This window comes from Streptomyces sp. NPDC104307 (genome assembly GCF_055584045.1).
In genome coordinates, this window is the sequence record NZ_JBVJMU010000046.1 from 1 (window position 1) to 1,463 (window position 1,463).

Sequence of the window (1,463 nt, forward strand, 5' to 3'; positions counted from 1 at the left end):
GTGGTTCGTGAGGTGTCCAGGAACCGGGCGAAGTCGGCGAGCGAGTGGAAGTCGTTCTCCCGTAGGCCGATCCGCGGGTTGACGTGGTGCAGGAGCCCCGCGCCTTGGTGGTGGGCGGTCACGTAGCTCTGATCCAGCTCGCTCTGCTCGTCGTCCACCCACGCGAAAGGACGGCCGCCTGCGTAGTCCACCAGCGGCCCGGTCTTCCAGTGGACGCCATCAGGGCGCTCTTGGAGCAGGACGTCGCCGAAGTCCACAAAAGGAAGTTCCGGAAGGCCCAGGACCGGTGCGATCCACCGGTTGGCGTCGTCCATCCATGTGGTGGCCCAGCACAGCTCGAAGCCGAGCTGGAGCAGGGATCGTCCATGCTCTGGGTTGAGCCAGACCCGCAGGGGCCGTCGGGACGAGAGGCCTCTGTCGTCCTGATGGGCGTCGTTCCGGGGGACTCTGAGTGTGGTGTAGCCGTCGGGACGCCGCTCCGGCTTGGCCGCGTAAGGGTTGAGCGGCCCGTCCACGTCGAGGAACAGCAGAGGTCGGTTCACGGTTTCCCCCGGGTCTTGCGCACTGTGGACTGCCCCGAGCAGCGTAACTGTGGGATTGTCTCGGCATTGGGCCGGCCTGAGGGGTGATCATGATGTGGTGAGTGTGATCACGGCATCGGAGCCGTCCTGGATAACCCCGTTCGCGGGGCTGAGCCCGCGCTGCTTTGGCGAGCTACTGACCGCGCTGCGGCGTGATGGAGCAGATGTGGCCCACCGAGGCCGGCAGTGGAGCCTGCCGCTGGAGGACCGGGTGTTGCTGGTCACGGCCTACTGGCGCACCAATCTGACGTTGCGGCAGCTCGCTCCGCTGTTCGGCGTCTCGAAGTCCACGGTCGGCCGAGTCATCAACCACCTCGGCCCCCTGCTCGCACTCCAGCCCCGTAGGCGGTTCGCCAAGGGCACCGTGCTCATCGTGGACGGCACCCTGGTCCCTACCCGTGACCACGCCATCGCCGAGCGGTCGAAGAACTACCGGTACTCCACCAACCACCAGGTCGTCATCGACGCCGACACCCGCCTGGTCGTCGTGGTCGGCCGGCCGCTCGCCGGGAACCGCAACGACTGCAAGGCCTGGGAGGAGTCCGGCGCCAAGGCCGCCGTCGGCAACACCGTCACAATCGCCGACGGCGGCTACCCGGGCACCGGCCTCGTCATCCCGCACCGCCGTAAGCGCGGTCAGAGCGAACTCCCGGACTGGAAAGAGGAACACAACAAGTCCCACAAGCAGGTCCGGGCCCGCGTCGAGCACGTCTTCGCCCGCATGAAGACCTGGAAGATCCTCCGCGACTGCCGCCTCAAAGGTGATGGCGTCCACCACGCCATGCTCGGCATCGCCCGGATGCACAACCTCGCCCTCGCCGGATAAGCAAGGCGGCCGCCATGCCCGAGGCGGCTTCAAGATCTTTGCGGGACAGCCCTTAG

Annotated in this window: 2 protein-coding genes; one reads left to right on the top strand and one right to left on the bottom strand. The window is 67.1% G+C overall.

Features of this window, described 5'->3' with window-relative positions; all coding sequences use genetic code 11:
- The coding region (locus ACZ601_RS39080) for a hypothetical protein (protein ID WP_469547013.1) at window positions 1–542 on the bottom strand (542 nt) is incomplete at its 3' end.
- Window positions 543–636: 94 nt separating this feature from the next.
- Here ACZ601_RS39080 and ACZ601_RS39085 point away from each other — a divergent pair.
- The gene (locus ACZ601_RS39085; protein WP_469547016.1) at window positions 637–1,407 is read left to right on the top strand and encodes a transposase; all 771 of its coding nucleotides are present in this window, start codon (window positions 637–639) and stop codon (window positions 1,405–1,407) included.
- Window positions 1,408–1,463: the final 56 nt, after the last annotated feature.